18 protein-coding genes are annotated in these 19,356 nt (G+C 69.1%); 5 read left to right on the forward strand and 13 right to left on the reverse strand.

The window, feature by feature from the left end; genetic code table 11:
- Positions 1 to 44 precede the first annotated feature (44 nt).
- From ABZ348_RS13470 to ABZ348_RS13505, 8 genes are all read right to left on the reverse strand, one after another.
- Positions 45 to 944, reverse strand: a complete 900-nt coding sequence (locus ABZ348_RS13470) for an ABC transporter permease (protein ID WP_358932452.1) — start codon at positions 942 to 944, stop codon at positions 45 to 47.
- 3 nt (positions 945 to 947) lie between these two features.
- Positions 948 to 1,895: an ABC transporter permease gene (locus ABZ348_RS13475; RefSeq protein WP_358878967.1), complete on the reverse strand. Its 948-nt coding sequence runs from the start codon at positions 1,893 to 1,895 to the stop codon at positions 948 to 950.
- Between the two features lie 90 nt (positions 1,896 to 1,985).
- Entirely contained in the window at positions 1,986 to 2,993 is a 1,008-nt protein-coding gene (locus ABZ348_RS13480) for an SDR family oxidoreductase (protein ID WP_358932454.1), read from the reverse strand.
- A gap of 39 nt (positions 2,994 to 3,032) precedes the next feature.
- Positions 3,033 to 4,436: an aldehyde dehydrogenase family protein gene (locus ABZ348_RS13485; protein WP_358932455.1), complete on the reverse strand. Its 1,404-nt coding sequence runs from the start codon at positions 4,434 to 4,436 to the stop codon at positions 3,033 to 3,035.
- Positions 4,437 to 4,450: 14 nt separating this feature from the next.
- Entirely contained in the window at positions 4,451 to 5,248 is a 798-nt protein-coding gene (locus tag ABZ348_RS13490) for a hypothetical protein (protein WP_358932457.1), read from the reverse strand.
- The gene (locus tag ABZ348_RS13495) at positions 5,245 to 6,381 is read right to left on the reverse strand and encodes an FAD-dependent monooxygenase (protein WP_358932459.1); all 1,137 of its coding nucleotides are present in this window, start codon (positions 6,379 to 6,381) and stop codon (positions 5,245 to 5,247) included. Before ABZ348_RS13495 ends, ABZ348_RS13490 begins: the two co-directional genes overlap by 4 nt.
- Before the next feature lie 445 nt (positions 6,382 to 6,826).
- The gene (locus ABZ348_RS13500; protein ID WP_358932461.1) at positions 6,827 to 7,696 is read right to left on the reverse strand and encodes a CoA ester lyase; all 870 of its coding nucleotides are present in this window, start codon (positions 7,694 to 7,696) and stop codon (positions 6,827 to 6,829) included.
- Between the two features lie 78 nt (positions 7,697 to 7,774).
- Positions 7,775 to 9,184, reverse strand: coding sequence for a dihydroorotase family protein (locus ABZ348_RS13505; RefSeq protein ID WP_358932463.1), 1,410 nt, complete (start codon positions 9,182 to 9,184; stop codon positions 7,775 to 7,777).
- Positions 9,185 to 9,386: 202 nt separating this feature from the next.
- Between ABZ348_RS13505 and ABZ348_RS13510 the strand changes: the two genes are divergently transcribed.
- The 4 genes from ABZ348_RS13510 to ABZ348_RS13525 all read left to right on the forward strand — a co-directional run bounded on the left by ABZ348_RS13510 (position 9,387) and on the right by ABZ348_RS13525 (position 13,729).
- Entirely contained in the window at positions 9,387 to 10,586 is a 1,200-nt protein-coding gene (locus tag ABZ348_RS13510) for a CoA transferase (protein ID WP_358932464.1), read from the forward strand.
- Between the two features lie 2 nt (positions 10,587 to 10,588).
- Positions 10,589 to 11,362 carry a cyclase family protein gene (locus ABZ348_RS13515; RefSeq protein ID WP_358932466.1) on the forward strand — a complete coding sequence of 258 codons (774 nt, stop codon included), beginning with the start codon at positions 10,589 to 10,591 and terminating at the stop codon, positions 11,360 to 11,362.
- The gene (locus ABZ348_RS13520; RefSeq protein WP_358932468.1) at positions 11,355 to 12,776 is read left to right on the forward strand and encodes an MmgE/PrpD family protein; all 1,422 of its coding nucleotides are present in this window, start codon (positions 11,355 to 11,357) and stop codon (positions 12,774 to 12,776) included. The genes ABZ348_RS13515 and ABZ348_RS13520 overlap by 8 nt, the downstream gene beginning before the upstream one ends.
- 134 nt (positions 12,777 to 12,910) lie before the next feature.
- Positions 12,911 to 13,729, forward strand: a complete 819-nt coding sequence (locus tag ABZ348_RS13525) for an IclR family transcriptional regulator (RefSeq protein ID WP_358932470.1) — start codon at positions 12,911 to 12,913, stop codon at positions 13,727 to 13,729.
- Between the two features lie 30 nt (positions 13,730 to 13,759).
- Here the strand turns inward: ABZ348_RS13525 and ABZ348_RS13530 are convergent, their stop codons facing one another.
- The 4 genes from ABZ348_RS13530 to ABZ348_RS13545 form a co-directional block, all read right to left on the reverse strand.
- Entirely contained in the window at positions 13,760 to 14,635 is an 876-nt protein-coding gene (locus ABZ348_RS13530) for a siderophore-interacting protein (protein ID WP_358932472.1), read from the reverse strand.
- 199 nt (positions 14,636 to 14,834) lie between these two features.
- Entirely contained in the window at positions 14,835 to 15,875 is a 1,041-nt protein-coding gene (locus tag ABZ348_RS13535) for an ABC transporter substrate-binding protein (RefSeq protein ID WP_358932474.1), read from the reverse strand.
- Between the two features lie 214 nt (positions 15,876 to 16,089).
- Positions 16,090 to 16,446, reverse strand: a complete 357-nt coding sequence (locus ABZ348_RS13540) for a cupin domain-containing protein (RefSeq protein WP_358932476.1) — start codon at positions 16,444 to 16,446, stop codon at positions 16,090 to 16,092.
- A gap of 160 nt (positions 16,447 to 16,606) precedes the next feature.
- Positions 16,607 to 17,434, reverse strand: a complete 828-nt coding sequence (locus ABZ348_RS13545; protein ID WP_358932478.1) for a sulfurtransferase — start codon at positions 17,432 to 17,434, stop codon at positions 16,607 to 16,609.
- A 225-nt stretch (positions 17,435 to 17,659) separates the two neighbouring features.
- Here ABZ348_RS13545 and ABZ348_RS13550 point away from each other — a divergent pair, with 225 nt between their 5' ends.
- Entirely contained in the window at positions 17,660 to 18,460 is an 801-nt protein-coding gene (locus ABZ348_RS13550; protein ID WP_358932480.1) for a VOC family protein, read from the forward strand.
- A gap of 172 nt (positions 18,461 to 18,632) precedes the next feature.
- On the opposite strand, the gene ABZ348_RS13555 is transcribed toward ABZ348_RS13550, so the two are convergent.
- Positions 18,633 to 19,346 (reverse strand): thymidine kinase, encoded by a 714-nt coding sequence (locus tag ABZ348_RS13555; RefSeq protein WP_358932482.1) that lies wholly within the window; start codon positions 19,344 to 19,346, stop codon positions 18,633 to 18,635.
- Positions 19,347 to 19,356 lie beyond the last annotated feature (10 nt).

Below are 19,356 nucleotides of genomic sequence, written 5' to 3' on the forward strand. Positions count from 1 at the left end.
TGGCTCCCGCGGCACGTGGGCGACGGTCGGCGGTACGGTCCTCATCAGCGCTCTCCTCGGTCCAGCAGGTCGTTGGCGCCGTCGCCGAGGAGGCCGAAGCCCACGGTGGCGACCAGCAGGACGAGACCGGGCATGACGCAGTACCACCAGGCGCCGGCCATCATGTAGCGGGTGGCGTCGGCGATGACTCCGCCGAGCGTGGGGGTGGGCGGTTGTACGCCCACGCCCAGGAAGCCGAGTGCTCCTTCGGCGAACACGGCGACCGCCATCCACAGACAGCTCTGGACGATGACCGGCGGGAGCACGTTGACCATCAACTCGTCCATGATCACGCGGCGCCGGGACACCCCCAGGAGCCGCAGGGCCGAGATGTAGTCCTCCTGGATCTCCGCGAGGGTGGCTGCACGGGCGACCCTGGCGAAGTAGGGGGTGGCGGCGATGGCGATCAGCAGGATGATCTTGCCGGCCGCGCTGACCTCGATGGGTCCCAGGTGGAAGGAGCTGACGCCGGTGATGCCGAGGACGACCATGGCGAAGACGAACAGCGGAACCGTCTGGATGGCTTCGAAGACGCGCATGATCAGTTCGTCGGGCCAGCGGCCGGCGAAGTACCCGGCGCAGACGCCCAGCGGGAGGGCGAAGACCAGTCCGATGCCGACGCTGATGACGGCCACCAGGACGGACACCCGGGCTCCGGCCGCCACCCGGGAGAGCAGATCGCGTCCGAGGTGGTCGGTGCCGAACCAGTGGGCGGCCGAGGGTCCGGCCAGGGGGTCGCCGGTGCGCTCCAGCGGGTCGACGGTGAGCATCGGACCGAAGATCGCGAGGAGCAGATAGCTGGCGACGAGGGCGACTCCGATGACCGTCATCCCTTTGACATGGCGGCCTTTGACGACGATGCGGCGTCGGCCGACTCGTACGCGGGTGGGAGAGATCGTGGTCATGGCTCAGGTACCTGCGAATTTCTGCCGGACGCGAGGGTTCAGGGCCGCGTAGAGGATGTCGACGATCAGATTCGCGAGCAGGAAGAAGACGGCGAGCGAGAGCGTCGCCCCGACGGCGAGCGGGTAGTCCTGGCGGCGGATGCTGTCGACCAGGAGCCGCCCCATGCCCGGCAGGTTGAAGAGGTTCTCGATGAGAACCGATCCGCTGAGCATCACCCCGACCAACTGGCCCACCACCGCGGTGGTGGGGAGCAGGGAGTTGCGGAAGGCCAGGGAGCGGTTGATGCGCCGCTCCGGCAGGCCCATGGCGTGGCCGAACCGCACGTAGTCGGTGCGCACGGACTCGATCATCGAGACCCGCAGGGTGTTGGCGGTGACGCCGAAGGTGCCGAGTCCGAGGACGAAGGCGGGCAGGACCAGGGAGCGCAGGTGCCCCATGGGGTCTTCGGCGAGACCGACCCAACCGCTTGAGGGCAGTACTCCGGGCAGATAGAGCCCGAAGAGCAGGACGAGCAGTGCGCCGAGCCAGAAGCTGGGGACCGCGATGGAGAGGTTGCCGATGATCCGGACGGTCGCGTCGACCGGGGTGTCCCGGCGGGCTGCGGCCACTCGTCCTGCGATCAGGGCGAGGGGGATCCAGAACAGCAGCGAAACCATGGTGAGTTCGAGGGTGATGGGCAGTCTGAGCATCAGCTCATGGGAGACGGTGTCTCCGGTGAAGATCGATTCGCCGAGGTCTCCGGTGAGTATGCGCCCGAGTTCGGTCGCGTACTGCACCATCAGTGGCTTGTCGAGCCCGAGTTCCCGCTCGACGCTGGCGATCTCGGCCGGGGAGGCATCCGCGCCCACGATCAGATAGGCCGGACTCCCGGGCGCCATGCGCATCAGGAAGAAGACGAGAGTCAGGACGATGAGAAGGACCACCGCCATGGCGGCTGCCCGGCGGAGCATGTGGGCTACCAACGGAACCTCACTTCCGTTAGGTTACCTAACTGATTGGGTGGGGCCGGGGCGACCGAGGCCGCCCGGCCCCCGCAGTCGTTACGACTTGGTGGAGTAGTGGTCTCTGAACACGTGGTACGCGGCGACCAGTTCGGGGTCGTGCTCATCGGAGCCCTCGGGCCGGAGCAGACCGAAGCGGAAGACGCCCTCACCGCGCTCGTTGTGGACCATGACCCAGTACTCGGTCTTGCCCGAGTGCCGGCCGGGGCCCTCCCCGAACTCCAGGCGCCAGCGGGTCTTGCGCGAGAAGTGCAGTTCCGGTCCGTCGAAGTAGTTGACGTAGTTCTCGGAGACCTGCCAGTTGGTGAAGTGCTCCTTGGCCTCGGCCATGGCCTCGCCGGTGGAGCCGCCGAAGACCGCCAGGTGCACCCGGCCGAGCCGCTTCAGGTCGAAGAGGAAGTCGACGATGTTCACCTTGGGGGTCAACTCGTTCAGCGCATCGGCGGGTGCGAGCTCACCGCCCAGGACCTCGATCGCCCGGCCCGTCTGGTCATGCCGGCCGAGGAGTTCGGCCACCACGGCGGCGACGTCGGCGCGGGCGACCTTGCCCCGACCCAGCGCCGCACCGAGTTCCACCCTGCCGGTGGGCTCGTCATCGGTGAGCCCGCCCGGGCGCAGCACGGTCCACTCCAGTCCGCTGCCCGCGAGGTGCGCTTCGGCCTTGGCCTTGATCTCCAGATAGGGGCGGAGGAAGTCCGGGGAGCGCTCGGGGTTGTTGGTGCCCTTGGACGTCACCAGGACGAATCGTTTCACCCCCTGGCGTACGCAGGCGTCCATCAGCGCGGTCGCGGCGGTGTTGTCGAGGGCTTCGGCGGACTCGACCGAGCCTCCGCCCGGGCCGGCCAGCCACACCACGGCGCCGGCGCCCGATACGGCCGCGTCCAGGTCCTCGGCGGATGCGGCGACCAGGTCAAGGGGGTAGGACTCGGCACCCGGAACGGGGTCGGCCGAGCGGGTCAGCGCCCTGGTGCCGTGTCCGGCGGCGGTCAGGAGCGGTATGAGACGGCGGCCGGTACGGCCGGTCGCACCCGCAACGACGATCAGCATGGAGGGTCTCCTTGGAGAAGGGATGGGGAGTCGTCGGATTCAGAAGTCGTAGCCGGGCGGAATGCCGGGTTCGGTGGACGTCCAGACGCTCTTGGTCCAGGTGTAGAGGCGAACCGCGTCGGGGCCGCCTTCGCGGCCGTACCCCGAGTGGTCGACGCCCCCGAACGGGACGCTGTCGGAGAGCATCCGGTAGGTGTTGAGCCAGATCGTGCCGGCGCGCAGCCGGCTGGCCATGCGGTGGGCGCGACCGAGGTCCTTGGTCCACACCCCGGCGGCCAGCCCGAAGTCGGTGGCGTGGGCCAGTTCCACGGCCTCCTCCTCGGTGGCGAACGGCATCACCGCGAGGACCGGTCCGAAGACCTCCTCCCGCATGATGCGCATCTCGGGGTTGACGTCGGTGAAGAGGGTCGGCGGTACGTAGAAGCCGCCCGAGTCGGCGCCCGGGTAGGGGGCGTCGGCGGCAAGGGTGGCGCCCTCGTCCTGGCCGAGCCTGATCATGTCCAGGGTCTTGTCCCGCTGCCCCGGGGTGACCTGCGGTCCGACCTGGGTGCTGTGCTCCCGTGGGTCGCCGACGCGCAGTCCGGCCACGGCCGTGCGCAGTTTGGCCACGAAGGTCTCGTACACCTCGCTCTGCACCAGCAGTCGGGAGCCGGCGATGCACATCTGGCCGGTGGCGCTGAAGGCACCGAGGAGTACGGAGGCGAGCGCGGCGTCGAGGTCGGCGTCCGCGAAGACGATCTGCGGTGACTTGCCGCCGAGTTCCATGGCGACGGGCGTCAGGTTCTCCGCGGCGGCCTTGGCGATCACCCGGCCGGTGGAGTCGGCGCCGGTGAAGACGATCAGATCGGCACGCGGGTCGGACACCAGCGCTTTCCCGGTCTCGGCGCCGCCCGTGAGGACCTGGGCCATCCCCTCGGGCAGTCCGGCCTCGGCCAGCACCTCGGCGAGCATCAGCGCGGTGAGCGGGGTCTCCTCCGCCGGCTTCAGCAGGCTCACATTGCCGAAGGCGAGCGCCGGGGCGATCTTCTTGGCCGCGAAGACATAGGGCACGTTCCACGGGATGACCCCGACGGCCACCCCGTAGGGCTCGCGCTTGGTGTACGTGTGGAACGGGCCCGCCACGTCAAGGGTGTCACCGGTGACCTTGTCCGCGAGCCCGCCGTAGTAGGCGAAGCAGGCCGCGGCCCGGCCGGCCTCCCGGCGGGTGTCCTTCAGCAGCTTTCCGGTGTTGAGGGTCTCCGTCTGTGCGAAGTCCTCGGCGCGCGCCTCCAACAGGTCCGCGACCTTCAGCAGAATGCGGCCACGGCGCTCGGACGGAACTTTGCGCCACTCCTCCAACGCCTTGCGCGCGGTGCTGTACGCGAGGTCGACGGCGGCTGCGTCCAACTGCTCGACATGGCCGAGCGTCTGTCCGTCGATGGGACTCACTACGGTGGTGGGCATGCGGGGCGTTCCCTTCAGTGTTCCGCCAGCAGACGGCCGGCGCCCTCGACTCGATCGGTGATCCCGGTGGCCCGTAGGCCAGCCCACAGGGTGGCGGCATTGATCGCGACGACCGGAATGTCCAGCCGGCGTTCCAGCTCCACCGCCAGGGCGGCGAACCAGAGGTTGGTGCCCACCTGGACGATGGCGTCCGGACGGGCCTGGGCCAGCCGGGCCACCGCCGGCACGATCGCCTCCTCGCCCACTTCGGCGATCTGGTGCGCCGATGTGCACAAGAGGGTGTGGTAGCCGGCGATCTCAAAGCCGGCGTCGGTGAAGTAGGCGCGGACCTCGCGGTCGTTGACGGGACGGTAGGGGCTCAGGACGCAGATCCGGCGGGCACCGAGGGCCCGGAGTGCGAGCGTGCAGGCCGTGGAGCCGGCGATGGCGGGCACACCGGCCCGTGCGGCGATGTCGGCCTCGTACGCCTCCGCTCCCGCCACCCCGCCGTAGAACGTCGGTGCGGACATCCCGAGCAGGACCCGGTCGGGCCGGCACGTCATCACCGAGCGCAGCGCGGTCGGCACCCCCTTGCGCACGTCGCCGAGCAGTCGGGTGGTGTCACCGTCGCTGGCCACCGAGGGTGCGGGGACCATCATCCGACCGGAGTGGAGGGTGACGCCCCGGGGCGCCATCGCCATGTACTCGGCCTCCACCACCGTGTTCGTCGAGGGGACCAGCACCGCGAGGCGGGAGCGCTGCTCGCCGATCCGTAGCGGGAGAACGCCGGAGCGGGGTCCTGTGGACGGGTCCTGCCCGTCGACGCCGGTCACTGGAGCAACCCCTGTTTGCGGACGGCGTTGAGCATGGAGGAGTCGAGCAGCCACTGTCGGGCGCGCACCGGGTCGGCCGCGGTGGCGGCCATCTCCTGTTGTGCCGCGAGTCGCTGCGCCGGGTCCTTCTCGCCCAGTGCCCGGGCGTTGCGATCGGTGATGATCTTGACATAGTCCAGGGCGATCCTGCGGCGCTGCTCCGCCCAGTCGTCCAGACCGTGCGGCAGTGCTTCGACCAGCGAGAACGCATCGTGGATGCCGTTGTTCATCCCCATGCCGCCGATGGGGCTGTTCACATGTGCCGCGTCTCCGATCAACAACACTCGCCCCTCCTTGAACCGTTCGGCGACCCGCTGGTGGATGAAGTAGAGCTGGTGGTGGACGACCTCGTAGGGGACGGGACTCGCGACGACCCCCTGGAGCATCTGCTCCCAGACCTCGGGGTCCCGGATCTCCTCCTTGACGGGGAAGAGGACCCGCCAGGCGTCGGGCGCCCTCAGGAGCACCACGTACTGGTCGGGGTCGGAGATGTAGTTGACCTTCTCCAACCCGTCCAGGTGGTCTTCGAAGGGGAAGGGTGTGAGGAGGACCAGATAGCGGTCCTCGTAGGTGAATCCCTCGAAGGCGATGTCGAGCGACTGCCGGACGGCTCCGGGGGCACCCCCCGCGTCGACGAGGTAGTCGCCCTGGATGTCCGAGGTCCCGTCGGGACCTTCGACGGTGACCGTGACGTGTTCGGCGTCCTGGGTGACCCCGCGCACGGTGTGTTGGAAGCGAACCTTGTCTCCCAGCCGTTCCAGCAGCAGTTCGCACAGTTTGTGCTGCTCGGCCTGGAGTCGGAAGGGGAAGCCGGTGTCGTCGGCGAGGTGTTTGTGGTCGAAGTTGGCCACCAGTCCGCGCTCGCGGTCCCGGTGCTGGTAGACGGGGGCCTTGAGGCCCTGTTCGATCAGTGGTTCGGTGATGCCGATGCGGTGCAGCAGATCGAGGGTGGGCGGATGGAACGTGGATGCCTTGGGCTGGGAGCTGATCTCTTTCCCGGCTTCGAACACTTCCACGGTGTGTCCTGCTTCGGCGAGCAGAACGGCGGTGGTCAGGCCCACGGGGCCCGCTCCGGCAACAAGGACATGTGGCACGGCTGCCTCCCGGTTGTTAGGGGATAAAACAACTTTGCCGACAAGGCGTCAATACCTTTGGGCCAGTTGATTGGCTCGGAAAATTCCCGGCACGGGCGTTTGAGTACCCGAAGGCCGCTTTGAGCTGCACTGCGAGCTCGGAGGTGGGTAGGAAAACGGGCCGGCGATGTGGTGACCGGAGTCGGTGGCCAGTTCTCGATGCAGTGGGGAATCCATGGCGGAGAGCGCTGGACAGTCGGCAGATGAGGGGCGGGCAGCAGTGTGCCTTTCTCGTTCTGCCACCGGCCCGGCAGGGCACGGCGGAGCCAGCCCCAAACAGAAGCCCGGCCCCGTGGCACGCCCGACCCCGGGGGGACTCTCACTCCTGCGGGACCCAGAGGCAGACACAACACAACGAGGAGCCGTTTCCCCGGTGCCAACAAGGGGCGGACAGGGGCGGACAGTCTCAGGAAGCCGTCAGTGGCTGTGCTCCCGTCTGTGCCAGGACCCGACGGGCGGAGCGCACAACGGCCTCGTCGACCAATCGCCCACCACCGTCCAGACAGACCCCCTCCCCCGCGGCCCTCGCCCGCTCGTACCGTCCGAGGAGGTCCCGTGCCCGGTCCAGCTCGTCCGGGGACGGTGTGAACACCTCGTGGACGACGTTGAGTTGTGCCGGATGGATGCACGCCCGCCCGCGGAAGCCGAGCCGCTTCAACGCCCGGGTGGAGGCGCGCAACCGATCGAGATCACGGAAGTCGGTGCTCACGGGCCCCATCGGCGGACCGATGCCGGCCGCGGCCGACGCGAACACCACTCGGGAGCGCGCGTACAGCAACTCGCGCTCGTCCGCCCCCGGCTCGATGCCGGTGTCGGCACAGAGGTCCGCCTCACCCAACTGGAGGCGTACGACGCGCGGACCGCGCGCCAGCAGCGGAGCCGCGTGCACCGCCGCGGCCGACTCCAGCAGTGGTACGAGCCCGAAGGTCCCCCGCCGGAGACCGATCTCCCCTTCCTTGCGCCGAAGCGCGCCGTCCAGTTGAACCAGACGGCCCACGCTGTCCGTCTTCGCGGCACAGAAGCCGACCACCGCGGGCGACGCCACGGCTGCGATGTCGGCGAGCCCCTGCTCACCGGGGTTGATGCGGACCCATAGGCGCGGTGCCGCCCGGGGGCCGAGCGAGCCCAACCATTCGGCCACCGTGCACCTGGCCCCGTCCTTCCCTGACGGTGGTACCGCGTCCTCCAGATCGACGATGAGTGCGTCTGCGCCCCGGTCGAGCGCTTTGGCGAGCTTGTCCGGGGCGTTGCCCGGCACATAGAGGGCCGATCGCATGGAGCTCCCTTCAGCTGGATCACGAGCCAACGGGTGCAGCCGGTGGCGGCCGGGTCGTACGGCCGCCACCGGCGCGTCTCAGTCGCGGCGCAGATAGGCGCCCGAGGGTTCGCCGATGATCTCCGGACCGTCCTTGCCGAGTTGGTAGGCGAGCCGCCCGCCGACGACGGTGGCCACCGGCCAACCGCGGACGGCGACACCGTCGAACGGGCAGTGGTCCTGCCCGGAGAGCAGCAGATCGGTGCTGACCTCCCGCTCCAGCTCCAGGTCCACCACGGTGAAGTCGGCGTCGAAGCCGACGCCGAGGCTGCCCTTGCGGCCCCAGAGGTTGTACGCCTTGGCGGGGTTGGCGGAGGCCAGTTCGGCGATCCGGGTCAACGGGATGTTCCGGCGGTGGTGGCCCTCGCTGATGAGTACGGGGTAGAGCAGCGCCGTACCGCCGAAGCCGGGGCGTGCGGGCCACAGCTCGTCGCCCTTGTGCTCCTCCATGCAGCAGGCGTGGTCGGACGCCACCCAGCTGACCTGGCCGTCCTTGATGCCCTGCCACAGGAATTCGCTGTCCTGCGGGGTGCGGATCGGCGGGTTGACCTTGGCACCGAGCCCACCGCGGGCGTCCAGGCTCTCGTGGTCAAGGCACAGGTGGTGGAGGGTGACCTCGAACCGAGCGTCGTTGCCGTGCAGCTGCCGGCCGGTGATCGCCGAGCGGAGTGCGTCGGCGCTGGAGAGGTGGAGCAGATTGACGTTGGTGCCGGTGTGTCCGGCGAGGGTGGTGGCTTCGGAGATCGCCACCTGTTCGGTGAGGGTGGGGCGGCCGTCGGAGTACGCCTTGAGATTCTGCGGCTGACCGCTGTTCTGGGTGCGCTCGATGAAGACGCGCATCAGCTCCGCCTGCTCGCAGTGCAGAGAGAGGGAGAGCCGCAGGTCGGGATGGTCCTGCTGGGTCTTCGCGAGCTGTTCGAGGATCAGGTAGAGGTGTCCGAGATCGTACTCGTCGCCCATGGTGAACGAGCGGGCGTCCCTGCTGTTCGCAGCGAGGTCGAAGCCCTTGTAGAACATGTAGTACTTGAAGGACGTGATGCCGTGGTCGGCGACGAGGGAGGGTATCTCCCCGATCTGGTCCACGGTCATGGGCGCGAGGTGGAAGCCGTAGTCGGTGAACGACTGTCCGGCCACCGCGTCCAGCACCTCGGGGAAGATCTCCCGGTAGGAGCCGGTGCGGTCGAGATAGTGCTGTCCGGTGCGGAAGTAGGACAGCACGGAGGTCACACCGCCGACCAGTGAGGAGCGGGTCTCCTCGTAGGCGTCGAGCGCCAGGTCCCGGTAGATACCGATGTGGAAGTGGGCGTCCACCGCTCCCGGCAGCACCGCCTTGCCCTCCGCATCGAGGACTTCCGCGGCGTCGGTGGTGGGCAGGTCGTCACCGATGGCGACGATGCGGCCGTCGGCGACGGCGAGGTCCGCACGGACTTCGCCGTGGTACGGGAGCACGAGGACTCCACCTTTGACAAGCAGGTCGTATCGAGTCATACGGGCCGGGTCGGTCAAGTGGTCTGACCGACCGTCACCTCCTTCGCGGTGTTAGAGCCGCCCGGGCTGTTCCAAAAATCGTAACGCCGTTCTACATTCAGGGCTAGAGTCTGCCGGCAGATTCGTAACAGCATTCCGATAAGTGGAACAGGTGGGAGGACAGATGTCTGAGCCGGGACCACTGGACGGGATCGTCGTACTCGATCTCGCCACCCTCTTCGCAGGACCGCTAGCAGCGACGATCCTGGGCGACTTCGGCGCCGAGGTCATCAAGGTCGAGCATCCGCTGAAAGGGGACCCATCACGCACCCACGGCCCCGCCAAGGACGGCCACGGGCTGTGGTGGAAGATGCTCGGCCGCAACAAGAAGGCCATCACCTGCAACCTCAGCTCCGACGAGGGAGCCGAGTTGCTCCGGGGGCTCGCCGCCCGGGCCGACGTACTCATCGAGAACTTCCGGCCCGGCACCCTGGAGCGTTGGGGACTATCCCCCGACGTCCTCCGGGAGATCAACCCCCGACTGGTGATCGCCCGCGTCACGGGGTTCGGCCAGTTCGGGCCGTACTCGAAGCGCCCCGGGTTCGGCACCCTCGCCGAATCCATGAGCGGATTCGCCGCCGCCACCGGAGAACCGGACGGCCCGCCGACCCTGCCGCCGTTCGGTCTGGCCGATGGAATAGCTGCTCTCACCTGCGTCAACGCCATCATGATGGCGTTGCACCACCGCAACGCCAACGGCGGCGACGGTCAGGTGGTCGACCTCGCCATCATCGAACCCCTGGTCACCCTCCTCGGCCCGCAGCCCATGATCTGGGATCAGTTGGGGATCGTCCAGGAACGCACCGGCAACCGCTCGGTCAACAACGCCCCACGCAACACCTATCGCACCCGCGACGGCCGTTGGGTCGCCGTGTCGACCAGCTCGCAGAACATCGCCGAACGGGTGCTCACCCTGGTCGGCCACCCCGAAGTCATCGACGAACCCTGGTTCGCCGGCGGCTCCGGCCGGGCACAACACGCGGACCTCCTCGACGGCTACGTCGGCGGCTGGATCGCGGAGCGCGACGCCGACGACGTGATCAGCGCCTTCGAGAAGGCCCAGGCCGCGATCGCGCTCGTCTACGACATCCGCGATGTCTTCGCCGACCCCCAGTACCGGGCCCTCGACACCATCACCACCGTCGAGGACCCCGACCTTGGGCCGCTGCGGATGCAGAACGTGCTGTTCCGGCTCGACCGGACACCCGGTTCCATCCGCTCGACCGGCGCCGCGAAGGGCGCCCACAACCAAGAGGTCTACGGCAGCCGGCTCGGCCTGGCTCCCGAAGAGATCGACCGACTCCATGCGAAGGGCGTCATCTGACGATGCGACTGATAGACCTCGCCCAGCCCCTGCGACGGGGAATGCCCCAGTCGCCCAACCACCCACCGTTCCGGATGCTCCTGGAACGCCGACACGGTGACATGGTCCGCACCGACGGCGGCTCGGCTGCCAACGAGATCATCATCACCGGTGGCCATGTGGGCACCCACGTGGACGCCATCGCCCACGTCTCCCAGGACGGACTGGTCTACGGAGGACTCAAGCCGGACGGCATCACCAGTCACAACGGATTCAGCCGACTCGGCATCGACGACTTCACGCCCTACGTCGGCCGTTGCGTACTGCTCGACGTGGCCGCGGTCCACGGTGTGCCCACCCTGCCCGCGGGATACGAGATCACCCCGGACGACCTCGACAAGGCGGCGGCAGGGCTCGCGCCGCAGCCCGGGGACGTCCTCCTGATCGGAACCGGCTGGTCACGGCTGTGGGACGACGGAGCGTCCTTCATCGGCCACGCGGACGGGGTCCCCGGCCCCGGCGAGGCCGCCGGCCGTTGGCTCGCCGAACGCCGCCCCCGCGCGGTCGGCGGCGAAACCATCGCCTTCGAACACCTCGCCCCCGGCGAGGGCCACGCCACCCTGCCCGTCCACCGCGTCCTGCTGGTGGAGTCCGGCATCAACATCGTGGAGACGATGAAGCTGGACGAACTGCTGGACAGCGGTGTACGGGACTTCACCCTGGTCCTCAACCCGCTGAACGTCGTCGGTGCGACCGGCGCCCCCGTACGCCCGCTGGCGGTGATCGACGATGAGTGAAGTGCACACGACCGACCGGAGTTCGCTGACCGCGGTCCAGCAGCTGGCGCACTTCGCCGTCGAGTGCCGGGACGAGGGACTCCCGGGCCCGGTCGCCGAGGACGTGACCGGCCGGGTGCTCGACGTGGTCGGCAACTGTCTGGCCGGCCGCGCCGAAGGCGGCCCCGCTGAGGCCGTCCTGGAGACCGTGCGCGCCTGGGGCGGCACACCCCAGTCGAGCCTCTTCGGCGCCCCGGACCGACTGCCCGCACCACAGGCGGCCCTGGTCAACGGCACCCTCGCGCACACCCTCGACTTCGACGACACCCATCTGCCCTCCGTACTGCACCCCAGCGCATCGGTCGTCCCCGCCGCCCTCGCCGTCGCCGAGGAGGTCAGCGCGAGCGGCGAGCAGTTGGCCGCGGCCGTGGCGGCGGGCATCGAGATCTGCAACCGCCTCGGCATGGCCTCGTACCTCCCGGACATCCGCAACTCCGTCTTCTTCGAGAAGGGTCAGCACGCCACCTCGATCTGCGGCACCTTGGGCGCGGCAGCGGCTGCCGCACTGCTCTACGGCCTCGACGAGGGCGGTGTCGCCGATGCGATGGGAGTGGCGGCGAGCATGGGCTCGGGGCTGCTGGAGGCCAATCGCACCGGGGGCACGGTCAAACGCATCCACTGCGGTTGGGCCGCCCACGCGGGAGTGTCCGCCGCGGCACTGGCCCGGGCCGGCATCACCGGGCCGCCGACCGTACTGGAGGGCCGGTTCGGCTTCTTCCAGGCCTGGCTGGACGGCACCTGCGACATGGACGCCATGCTGGGCGGACTCGGTGAGCGGTGGGAGACCCTGCGGACGGTGTACAAGCCCTACCCGTCCAACCACTTCACCCATCCGGCGATCGACTGTGCGCTGGCCCTGCGCCGGGAGGGTCTCGACCCGGGCGACGTGGTGTCCATCGAACTGGGGATGCCCGCGCCCACCCTGCGGACGGTCGCCGAGCCCAGGGAACAGAAGATCCGGCCGCACACCGCCTACCACGCCAAGTTCTCCGGACCCTTCACCGTCGCGACCGCACTGCTCGGCGGCGGTGGGCTCGGCGTCTACCTCGACGACTTCACCGAGGAGACGCTCAACGATCCCCAGCGGCTGGAACTGGCCGCCAAGGTGGTCTGTACGGTGGACGAACGCGCCAGCGACATCTTCCCGAACGCGTTCGCAGCGGTGGTGCGGGTCCGCACCAAGGGCGGCTCGGTGTTGGAGCAACGGGTGGACTCCTCGCTCGGCGGGCCGAGCCAGCCGCTGAGCCGGGAACAGTTGCTCACCAAGTTCCGGCTGAACGCCGCCCGCAGCCTGCCCGAGTCGGGCGTGGCACGGCTCCTTGAGGTGACCGGGCGACTGGCCCAGGCACCGGACGTACGCGCACTGTTCCTATGATCGGGTGGTCGCCGACCGCACCGGGCTCCCGCGCACGGCACTGCGGGTGCGAAAGCGGTGAAGTCGGCGGCACGCCCAGACCGTCCGTGGTGGTATCTGTCCCACACCACGATCCCCCACCGATAAGGAAGCCGATGCCGACTGACGCCCCCGGAGCGGCAAGGGTCCGGAAGACGGAAACCGGCAGTCAGACCGCCGCCACGGTCGAACGATCCGCGGACGTGCTGCTGCTCTTCGCCGAACCCGGTACCACCACGCTCGGCGTCACCGAGATCGCCGAGCGCCTGGGACTGTCCAAACCCACCGTGCACCGCATCCTCGCCGCCCTGCGCGTCCGCGGACTGGTCGAGGTCGACGAGGAGACCCGCCGCTACTCGCTGGGGCTGAGCACCATGCGACTGGGGCTGGCCTATCTGGATCGGATCGACGTCCGCGCACTCGCGGCACCGGAGTTGGTACGGCTGTCCCGGGTGACCGACGAGACGGCGACGCTCTCGATCCTCACCTCGGGGAGCCGGGTGTACGTGGACCAGGTGACCCCCAACCGGGAGGTCATCATGTCCGTCCGGCTGGGCATCCCCTACCCGTTGCACGCGGGCGCCTCGTCCAAGGCGTTCCTGGCGTTCCTCTCCGACGAGGAGATCGACGCCTACCTGGGCGAGGAACTCGCGCGCCTCACCGAATCGACGGTGACCGACGAGGCCGCACTCCGCAAGGACATCGCCACGATCCGCAGACGGGGCTTCGCCCAGTCCGTCGCGGAACGCCAGTCCGGATCGGCCTCCGTGGCGGCTCCCCTCTTCGACCACCACGGCAGCCCGGTCGGGGTGATCAGCATCTGTGGGCCCCGGGAACGGTTCCGGAGCGAGACGAAGCGCTGTACGCAGGTGTTGTTGGAGACGACGGAACGGCTCTCCGCACAGATGGGGGCCACCGCCCGAACGAACCGGTGACCCCCGTGCCCCCGCCTGCGGGCGGGGGTCTCAGCCGGTCACTTCCAGCGCCTCGTCCTGCGCTTCGGCCTGGTCGGCGAGATCGTCCGTGGTCGGGGCGTCGTCCTGGGTGAGCTTGAGCCGCCAGTACCCGGTGAAGGCGACGGCCCGCTTGTCGATGCCCCGGTCGTTGACCAGATGGCGCCGGAGCGTGCGGACGGCCGAGGACTCGCCGGCCACCCAGGCGAACACGTCCCCCGCAGGGAAGTCGGCGGCCCGTACCGCATCGGCGAGGATCGACGAGTGTCCGGCCGCGGCTCCCCCGCGGTGCAGCCAGTGGACCGTCGCATCGCCGACGGTGGTGAACTCCTGCTCCTCGGCCGCACCGTCGACTTCGATGTACGCGATCGCGCGCTCGCCCGGCTCCAACGCCTCGATCAGGGCGCCGATCGCCGGTAGCGCGGTCTCGTCGCCCACCAGCAGCGTCCAGTCCCGGACCCCCGGGGTGCGGTAGTGGCTCACCCGGGGCCCGTACATGCCCACGACATCACCGGGTTCGGCTTCGGCTGCCCATCGGGATGCCGGGCCGCCGTGGTCGCCCTCGCCGTGGAGCACGAAGTCGATGTCGATCTCCTGGCGCACCGGATCGTGGCTGCGGATGGTGTAGCTGCGCATCCACGGCCGCTCGGACTCGGGCATGGCCAGATAGTCCTGGTACCAACGGCCCACATCGCCGTCCGGGGGCATCGGCGGTACGACGGGAGCGCGCCCCTCCTGCCGGGGGAAGAACAGTTTGGAGTGCTGATCGGGACTGACATGGCTGAAGTCGGCCAGATCCTCACCACCGAAGGTCACCCGCTGCATGAGCGGGGTGATGCGTTCGGTGCGGCTGACGTGCAACGCGGAGTACCTCAGTGTCCCGGCCACGGGTCCACCCCCAGAAGTTCAGTAACAATAAGGCTAGGCTAACCTCATTCGCTGATCATCGGGACTTCCACCCCCCGCCCATGAAGGGCGTCACACTGCCGGGCGGGCCCGCGGGGACCCGCCCGACACCGCAACCGTCACATCGTTCGGCGCTCGATCCACGGACCGGTCCGGTGGTCCGGACCCCCGGACCCGGTCGTCACTGCACCAGCTTCGCCACGGTCGGTTCTATCTTGCTCAGCAGATACGCCGTGTTCGCCGGGTTCGGCAGGAGCACCACATAGGCCGTCCCCATGTCGAGGCTGGCCAGTCGCCCGGTCTTGGTGAGGTCGAGCGCCTTCACCAGGGCATGGTCCTTGATCTTCGCGTCCCTGAAGAGGAGGAACGCGATGTCGGCCGCGTCGAGTCGATCGAGTTCCTCCAGGCTGAGCGCGGCACTGCCGGTGGGTCCGACGTCGCCCGCGAGGGCTGCGAACTCGGCGGGCACCGTGAGCCCCAATCGTGCGAAGAAGCGGTTCACCTGGGCATCGGGGGTGACGAGCAGATAGGCGTTGTCGGGGAGCGCCTGGCCGAACAGCGCCTTCCTGCCCTTGGCCTCCGGGTACTTGGCCACGAAGTCCGCGATCGCCCGCTCCGAGCGTGCGATCAACTCCGCTGCCGTCTGCTTCTCACCGAGGAGTTCACCGATGAGCTGGGTGGTCTCCGTGGGGTCGTCCTGGGCGAGCTTGGTGCGGTAGCCGAGCGTGGGGGCGATCGCGCTCAACTTGGCGAAGACCTCCTGGTAGGTCGGCTGGCCCGAGGTCATCAGGATGAGGTCGGGGCGCAGCGCGGCGATCTTCTCGACATTGGGTTTGACCTCGTCGAGAACCGCGACGTCCTCGTCGAGGGGCGGGGTGACGGCGGGGAAGTTCCGACCGTCCGCACCGCCGCCGAACTTCAGGGCGCCGACGATCGGTGCGCCCAGCGCCCGGGCCACCGCGACGTCGACGTAGCCGAGAGCCACGACCCGCTTGGGCTTGGACGGGACGACGGTCTTGCCCTTGGCGTGAGTGACGGAGACCGGGAAGGATCCGGCGGCCCCGGTCTGGCCGGAGCCGGTCGGGCCGTCTTCGCCGTCGGAGTCGCCGCAGGCCGTCAGGGAGAGCGCGAGGGCGAGCAGCACGCCGACGAGCGAGGTCAGCCTGCTGCGGCTCCGGCCGCTCCGATCGACGGTGCGGGGGGCGTGCGGGAGTGGCTGCACGTGGTCGGTTCCTCGCGGTGTCCGGCCCGTGGAGAGCTTCACTAAGAACATTTAGGGAAGGCTAACCTAATTGACCTTGGATGTAACCGGGCAGCACGACTACTGACACAACGTCAATTTCAGCCATCCGCAGTGACTCACTCCGGTGAACACAACGCTCCCCGGTAGGGCGAGCCATACCGGGGAGTGTGCGGAACGATCGGCGCGTGCGGGCTCAGCCCTCCGCAGGCAGGGTGATCGCGTACGCCTTGCGGAGCGTCTCGTGGACGGTCCAGGTCGTCCGGTCACCCCGGCTCAGCACCCCCAGGTCGCCCGGTCCGACATCGAGCGTCGGACCGCCCTCGATGTCGATCGTGGCCCGACCGCTGATGACGACGAAGAGCTCTTCCTCCTCGACGTCGGTGACCACACCGGGCGTGATCTGCCAAATCCCGCGCAACTGCCTGCCGTCGCCCGACTCCCACAGGAGCTTGCCGCTGACCTCGGGAGTGCCGGAGACGATCTGCCCGGGGTCGAGCGGGTCGGGGTCAAGCGAAGCGTCGGGGATGTGCACGGAGAAGCTCTGGTCCATGGCCGGGGCGGTGCCTTTCCTTGCGTACGGTCGTGCCGGATTTCGGCGCACTCGGGGTATTGCTGCACTGCTGAGCTGACCATCTCACAACCATGTGAAAGGTCCGAGATGCACCCCTCCCCGACCGGACCCGGCGCGAACCGCCCCGCGACCCGGTGCGTCAGCCGCGGTCCGGCCCGGTCGCCACCGGCCGCGCCGGGTCCTGTGTCCACTGCGACCAGGACCCCGCGTACAACGCCGGAGTGAAGCCCGCGAGCTCCAACGCAACGGCCTGGTGCGCACCGGACACCCCGGAACCGCAGTAGACCCCGACTTCGGTACCCGCCTCGGCACCGAGCGCCGCGAAGCGGGAGGCCAGCCGGGCGGCGGGCAGAAAACGTCCATGCTCGTCCACGTTCTCGGACGTGGGGGCCGACACCGCGCCCGGGATGTGCCCCGCCACCGGGTCGATCGGCTCCACCTCGCCCCGATAGCGCTCCGGGGCGCGGGCGTCGAGCAGCACCCCCGAGCGGGCCAGCGCTGCGGCCGAGTCCGCCGTCAACAGGGGAAGCGCACCCGGCTCAGGGGCGAAGTCACCCTCGGTCGGCTCGGGTGCCTTGCTCTCCAACGGCCCCTCCCACGCGGCGAGCCCACCGTCCAGCACCCGCACCGATCCGTGACCGGCCCACCGCAACAGCCACCAGGCCCGGGCCGCACCCCATCCCTGCGCGGCGTCATACGTAACCACCGGGGTCCCGGCCGACACCCCGGCGCGCCGCATGGCCGCACCGAAGACGCCGACGTCGGGCAGCGGATGGCGACCGTCGATCCCGGGCGGGGAGGCCAGTTCCGCATCCAGATCGATGAAGACCGCACCGGGAATGTGCCCGGCGTCGTAGGCGTCCCGACCGTGGGGCCCTCCCAACTGGTAACGGACGTCGAGGAGAACGGGCGGCTGCTCGCCGGCCAGCTCAGCGGCGAGATCGTCGGCGGAGATGATGGGGTTCATGCCGGCCATCCTCGCTCACCGCCGGCGCCGCGGAATGCCTCCGAAACAGATCTGCAATGACAAATCCGGCATGCTGGGGAGGCAACCCGCCAAAAGCGGCGCGGCCAGGGCGCACTGAGCGCCGGGGGATGGAACCATTCGCTCGGGGCGCACGCCCTTTCCCTACGACGGCGCGCGCCCCGTCCCCCCGTACGGCCACCACGATGGTCCGAGGAGAGAGTCACGATGACCGAGGCAACTCGGCGCACACCCGGCACACCCTGCTGGGTGAGCTTGATGGTGCACGGCCTTGATGAGATCCAGATGTTCTACGGCGAGCTTTTCGGATGGGAGTTCTCCCCCGGGCCGGGTCAACTCGGCCCCTATGTGCGCGGGCTCCTCGACGGCAAGGAGGTCGCAGGTATCGGACGGCTGCCCGCCGATCGTCAACTGCCGATCGCTTGGACGCCCTATCTGTGGACCGACGACGCGGACGCCACAGCGGAGTTGGTCAGATGCAGCGGCGGCACCGTGGGGGTGGGCCCCTTGGATGCCGCCGACGCCGGACGGATGGCGATCGTGACCGACCCCGCGGGTGCGGTGTTCGGTCTCTGGCAGCCCGCGAGTCACCACGGCATCTCGCTGCACGGCACCCACGGCACACCGGTCTGGCACGAGTTGCTGACCTCGACGACGTCGTCGGTGAGCAAGTTCTACGAAACGGTCTTCGGCTACGAGATCGAGAAGGACACCCCCGCAGAACCGGAAGCGGGGTCACCGCAGGGGGAGGAGAACGATCGTGTGACGCTGTTGTTGGACGGGCGGGCGGTGGCGGCGCTGCACGGGGTGGGGCGCACCCTGTCACGCCGTCGCGGTACCGCCTGGATGACGTACTTCCAGGTCGAGGACACCGATCGCAGCGCCTCCCAGGTGATCGAGTTGGGCGGGCAGGTGATCACTCCTCCGTCGGACGGCCCGCACGGCCGCACGGCCACCGTCTCCGACCCCGAGGGCGCGGTGTTCACCCTCGTACGACAGCGGTCCTGACCTCCTGCGCACTCGACGAAGCGTTCAAGAGAGCTTCTAGGAGGGCTTCTCAGAGGGCACGGGCGGTAAAGGGCTCGGGAGCAGAAGCGCTGAGGGCCGGTTCCGTGGAGGGCGGTGGGCGTCCTCGGGACCGGCCCGGGGTCGAGTGGGGTGGGGGGCCGGCCGAAGGAGATCAGTGGTGGCCGGCGACGGCGCCCCGCTGCTCGACACCGGTGGAGCGGGGGGACGTCGGACCGGAGTCGACAGGCAGCACGTCCGGGGAGAGCGCCGCCGCCCGAGCGCTCGCGGCGGTCATCCGGCGGCGGTGATGGCGTCGGCACAACACCTCGTAGCCGACCTCCCCGGCCACCCCGTCGGCGTTGACGTCTCCGATCACCACCAGGGCACCTTCGACCACCATCAACCCACCGACCGTGCGGGCGTTGTGCGTTGCGCGGGCTCCGCACCAGCAGAGGGCCTCCACCTGGAGGACCTCTATGCGGTCGGCGAGTTCCACCAGGCGTTGGGAGCCGGGGAAGAGCTTGGAGCGGAAGTCGGTCGTGATGCCGAAGGCGAAGACGTCCAGCTCCAGGTCGTCCACCACCCGCGCGAGCTGGTCGATCTGCTCGGGGGCGAAGAACTGTGCTTCGTCGGCGATGACGTAGTCGCAGCGTCCGCCCTGGGAGAGCCGGTCGACGAGGTGTCCATAGAGGTCGAAGCCCTCGGCGGCCTCGACCGCATCGGTGACCAGACCGAGCCGTGAGGAGAGCTTCCCCTCACCGGCACGGTCGTCACGGGTGAAGATCACACCCTGAAGGCCGCGAGCCGACCGGTTGTGCTCGATCTGCAGAGCCAGGGTGGACTTGCCGCAGTCCATGGTTCCGGAGAAGAACACCAACTCGGGCATGGCGGAGTGA

The sequence above is a fragment of the Streptomyces sp. NPDC005963 genome (assembly GCF_040638655.1).
Lineage (GTDB): Bacteria > Actinomycetota > Actinomycetes > Streptomycetales > Streptomycetaceae > Streptomyces.